Consider the following 4,116-nt stretch of genomic DNA (forward strand, 5'->3'; position numbering starts at 1 on the left):
TAACTACACGGCTCACTGGCGATTACCGTGACCGGACTTACACCGGCAAGTGTAGTCCAGCTTTGCTGGACACACGCGAAAAAAAAGACAACCACTTTTCTAATGGCTGTCTTTTCATACTTTTTATAAAGTTCCTGGCTCTCTCATGCACCAGGTTCCGCATGCACAGAACTTTATAGTATTATTCTATTCGTTACGAAATCATATGTCAATTCCATAACGGTTGCATTATAGCTTCATTTGGATAGCAAAACACTACCGTGTATTTAACTTTTTGATTTTTAGTCCCAGCTGTTCAATCTCCTTGGAATAATTTTTCATCTTTACCAGATTATATAATTCAAAGAAAAACTCCAAATGTAAAAGAGAGTCTTTTACCTCAAATGAAAACTGATCTGCCATTGTCATTGCAGATACAAGAAAATCCATTAGAAGTGTGTCTCCCGATGTACTCATCAAAAAAGCTCCCCAGTATTCCAGCTTTCCTGTGTGCCTCTCTTCATCAATGTCTAATATCAGATTTCCGCCCTGCATCTTTGCAATCTCGGCAGCTTTTGGATAAAGATTTCCCAGCAAATAATCATAACATTTTTCACTTTTCACTAACTTGTACTGAGAAAACTCCAGATCTGCTTTTTTCATTAACAAATCACAGGAATCCTTTGATGGCTTATTTTCTGTTTCTGAAGCATGATCAGAAAATAGCTCTTCCATTTCTGCATCATATGCTTCCTTATAAAATGCTTCAAATTTCATTTTTCATTTTCATATACAGGTAAAATAGCTTATCTGTATTCCTTCCATATTTTTTATTACTATATCACTTTTTCCTTGTTTTGACCAGTATAACGGACAATATAATTTTTCTTTTTTCATAAAATAGAAACATCAGCATTGACACCTATACTGGTCAAAAAGGGGAATGTTTATGGAACAAAAACTAAGATGTGATATCAGCATTGGACCAAACCTTCAGAAGCTCCGCAACAAATACGGAATCTCCCAGGAAAAGTTATGTGCCATACTCCAGCGAAATGGCTGTGACATTGGCCGCACAACTTACGCCAAATATGAGAATGGAGAGCTTAATGTAAAAATCAGTGTACTATTAGAATTAAAAAAAATATATAACTGTTCCTTCGACGCATTTTTTGAAGGTCTGGAAGAACCAAAATAAGCCCGGTATTATCCAACCGGGCTCGATTTCATTCTAAGCAGCATTTTTTAAATCAAGGCTTAATTGTCCTGCCTGCTCCCATGTTTTTGTTGGTATTCCGCAATCATGCAAAGCATCTTCATACCGTACTCCATTATTTTTTAAGTTCATGCAAATATTATAGTGATTTGGATGTGTAACAAGCATCCTTTGAAAGCGGTTTGGTTCAGCCTCTAAATGTGCGCCGAAGCCACAGAACATACAACCAGTTCTTTGTTCACCAGTTGTATAGTACTGTCCAAACTCATCCTGCCAGATATCTCCGTATGCAGAACTGATTTCAATATCATGTTCCACAATATAACGTAACACATCTGGCCTTGTCCAGGGACCAAGTGGCTGACTTTTTATAGTAGATCCAGTATAAACATTGCATCCTGTTTTAGCGTACAAATGTCCTCTTACAAAGCTTTCATCTTGCGTAATTCCAATATAAGGCTTCCTGCCAGTTTCTCTTTCGTATCTGGCAAATGGTTCCTTTTTCAAAATAATACAGCATTTTTCACTTATCTCATATTCCGTAGCAAGAAAAAATCGCCATTTCTTAGCTAATACGCCAAATTTCCCACGCTCATCCCCATATAGCAAATAGTTACGATAACGGTCACTCAAATTACCATGACGAAGTTTACGTACTTTGAGCGCAGTCTCCTTTGATATAAGAGGAAAACCAAATTGATCCACAACTTCCGAAAAATAAGCCCGTTTCCCAGACTTCCATTTAGGATAAATTTCTACATAGTTACCACTTGCCTTACGTGCGTGCCGTACAATTTCTGGGAATTCCAGGCCTGTGTTCGAAAATACAGCTGGTATCTCATCCCCTAATACTTTTCGTATCATATATAAAAGCGCTGTGCTATCCACCCCACCAGAATAACTTAGATATACCTCTCCATACCAGTTTTCATACCATTCACGTATTCTCGCTTCTGCAAGCTTCACTTTTATTTCATAGGGCAGGTATTTCCGCTGACTAAATTGCCACTCATTTAATTTCAATTCATCCTGAAGAATGTACATTTATTCAGCTCCATTAACCTACGGATATTGAAAGAAAATATCCGTAGGTTCGTCCCTATGCAGCCAGTGCTACAACACCAGTGCCCTCCTCATAGAAATTAATACAGTAGCAAACTGTATCTGTCTCAAACTTTACACGTTCATCATTCTGCTCCAATACTCGCATGTTTTTTCCAGTTGAACGCCACAATCCATTCTGACAGTAGTGAGCTTTCTGTCCTTCTTTCAATGGCTGCATCACAGATCCATATAATACTATCATGGGCTTAAATTTCATTCGCTTTCCTCCTTTCTGATAATTTTTCAACTAAGCCACCTCCTTTTTTGCGCACAAAAAAAGCACAGAACCGACATTCATTCTTCAAATAAATCAATGTCTTTCTATGCTTTTATTTGTACATATGATTGGTTAAAATTTTTCTCCAGGCCATAAGCCTGAACAAAATATCTGTTTCTGAATCCAGAAACAAAAATGATTACATATTTATAATATCTATATATAGTTATTTTGTCAACCATATAATACAATATATTGTATTATTATATTTATTAATATGGGAACTTCACAACACATATAATCAAACGGTATACAAACTCCTCATATAAATCTTGATCAAATCGACTGTTTACGTTTGCATATTTATATAATAGCGGATTATATAATTCTAATATCTGAACCATCGCAGTATCATCCATCGTTTTTGCCCTGTTAAGAAGTTCACTAAATCCCATATTTATTTTTCTCCTATGATTTTTCTTAGTTTTGTAAGTGTATTGAAATATATATCTTTAGCATGTAACTCACTGATTTCTACAAGTTCCCCAATTTCACGAAAAGTTTTACTTCCAATACACCGCAATACTAATATCTCAATCTGAAGTGTATTTAAAGCAGAAATGGCAGAATAGAGCGTGGGATCCTCAATACTATTTAATACGTCTCTTGCATGAAATTCTTCACCATCTTCGATTTTATAATCTATACAGACATTCTCTAACATACGTTCTGCAGCCTCATCCTCAATAGAATCAACCTCATCCAAAGATGTCTCTGTTTTGATTATTTTAGTCTGCCCTATCAGGTATTCTTTTTTTGCATTCAGTATTGCAACTTTTAAATACGCTCCAAACTTTCTCTTTAGTTCTTTATCTATTTTATCTGGCATTATTGCCCCCTAATTTGTAATCATGTAAAACCTTCTTCAGCTGGCGGAGCCCTTTGCAATTTGTCATAATAACAACGACTTTTACAATTAAAACAGACTACTGAAATAGCTTTCCAGTAGTCCGCACAAACCAGGTAATGTTGAGTATCCTTCTGCGTTTTATGAATTTTTTGTTTCCTCCTGCCTGATTGATCCATGCCGCAATAGTGATAATCGCAAACATTAACATGAAACCAGGAATTATATTTTCTTTTACATTCCATATATAATACGATTCAAAAAATCTTTGGTATCATTATTTCATAGAATTTTCACAATTTTTGTATAATTAATTTATGCAATTTAACACTTTCTTTTACAGCCAAGCCAAACACCCAAAATACTATTTTCTTAGAAAATCATCCAGTTCTGAATCATAGGCCTTGATTTCTTCTATTGAAAGAGTGTCTACTTTTTCAAATACCCTATCAATCTGCTCGGAGCTCATATCGTCTTCTTTTTCCTTTTCAATAACATCTGTCAATTGTTCTTCTGACAGCCCTTTCTGAAAAAGATGTCCACATTCCGGGCAAATTCTATATGCCTTTCTAATTTTACTTTTACACTCCGGGCATGTTTTCTTTTGAAAATTTTCAGTGGTCCTATGTCAAGATTTAGTACAAGTTAAAATAAGAAATTTCTCCCTATTTTAACCTGCCAGAAGCTCAGCCT

General features: G+C 35.6%; 7 protein-coding genes and 1 pseudogene. 1 reads left to right on the plus strand and 7 read right to left on the minus strand.

Annotation, left to right across the window (positions count from 1 at the left end; translation table 11 throughout):
* Positions 1-255 precede the first annotated feature (255 nt).
* Positions 256-756, minus strand: coding sequence for a hypothetical protein (locus AB5642_RS19890; protein ID WP_173719718.1), 501 nt, complete (start codon positions 754-756; stop codon positions 256-258).
* Between the two features lie 172 nt (positions 757-928).
* On the opposite strand from AB5642_RS19890, the gene AB5642_RS19895 reads away from it, so the two are divergent.
* Complete coding sequence (locus AB5642_RS19895; protein ID WP_173719716.1) at positions 929-1,177, plus strand: helix-turn-helix domain-containing protein; 249 nt, start codon at positions 929-931, stop codon at positions 1,175-1,177.
* A 33-nt stretch (positions 1,178-1,210) separates the two neighbouring features.
* Here AB5642_RS19895 and AB5642_RS19900 read toward each other — a convergent pair whose 3' ends face one another.
* From AB5642_RS19900 to AB5642_RS19925, 6 genes and pseudogenes are all read right to left on the minus strand, one after another.
* Complete coding sequence (locus AB5642_RS19900) at positions 1,211-2,239, minus strand: phosphoadenosine phosphosulfate reductase family protein (RefSeq protein ID WP_173719714.1); 1,029 nt, start codon at positions 2,237-2,239, stop codon at positions 1,211-1,213.
* Between the two features lie 55 nt (positions 2,240-2,294).
* The gene (locus AB5642_RS19905; protein WP_173719712.1) at positions 2,295-2,516 is read right to left on the minus strand and encodes a hypothetical protein; all 222 of its coding nucleotides are present in this window, start codon (positions 2,514-2,516) and stop codon (positions 2,295-2,297) included.
* Between the two features lie 272 nt (positions 2,517-2,788).
* The gene (locus AB5642_RS19910; RefSeq protein WP_173719710.1) at positions 2,789-2,971 is read right to left on the minus strand and encodes a helix-turn-helix domain-containing protein; all 183 of its coding nucleotides are present in this window, start codon (positions 2,969-2,971) and stop codon (positions 2,789-2,791) included.
* A 2-nt stretch (positions 2,972-2,973) separates the two neighbouring features.
* Entirely contained in the window at positions 2,974-3,405 is a 432-nt protein-coding gene (locus tag AB5642_RS19915) for a sigma factor-like helix-turn-helix DNA-binding protein (RefSeq protein ID WP_173719708.1), read from the minus strand.
* 382 nt (positions 3,406-3,787) lie between these two features.
* Positions 3,788-3,928, minus strand: coding sequence for a hypothetical protein (locus AB5642_RS19920; protein WP_243252256.1), 141 nt, complete (start codon positions 3,926-3,928; stop codon positions 3,788-3,790).
* A gap of 30 nt (positions 3,929-3,958) precedes the next feature.
* Positions 3,959-4,012: pseudogene (locus AB5642_RS19925) on the minus strand (hypothetical protein); the annotation flags it as partial.
* Between the last annotated feature and the right edge of the window lie 104 nt (positions 4,013-4,116).

Origin of the sequence: Ruminococcus sp. 1001136sp1_2201st1_G3_2201SCRN_220225, assembly GCF_040924365.1 — a bacterium.
Taxonomy (GTDB): domain Bacteria; phylum Bacillota; class Clostridia; order Lachnospirales; family Lachnospiraceae; genus Blautia_A; species Blautia_A faecis.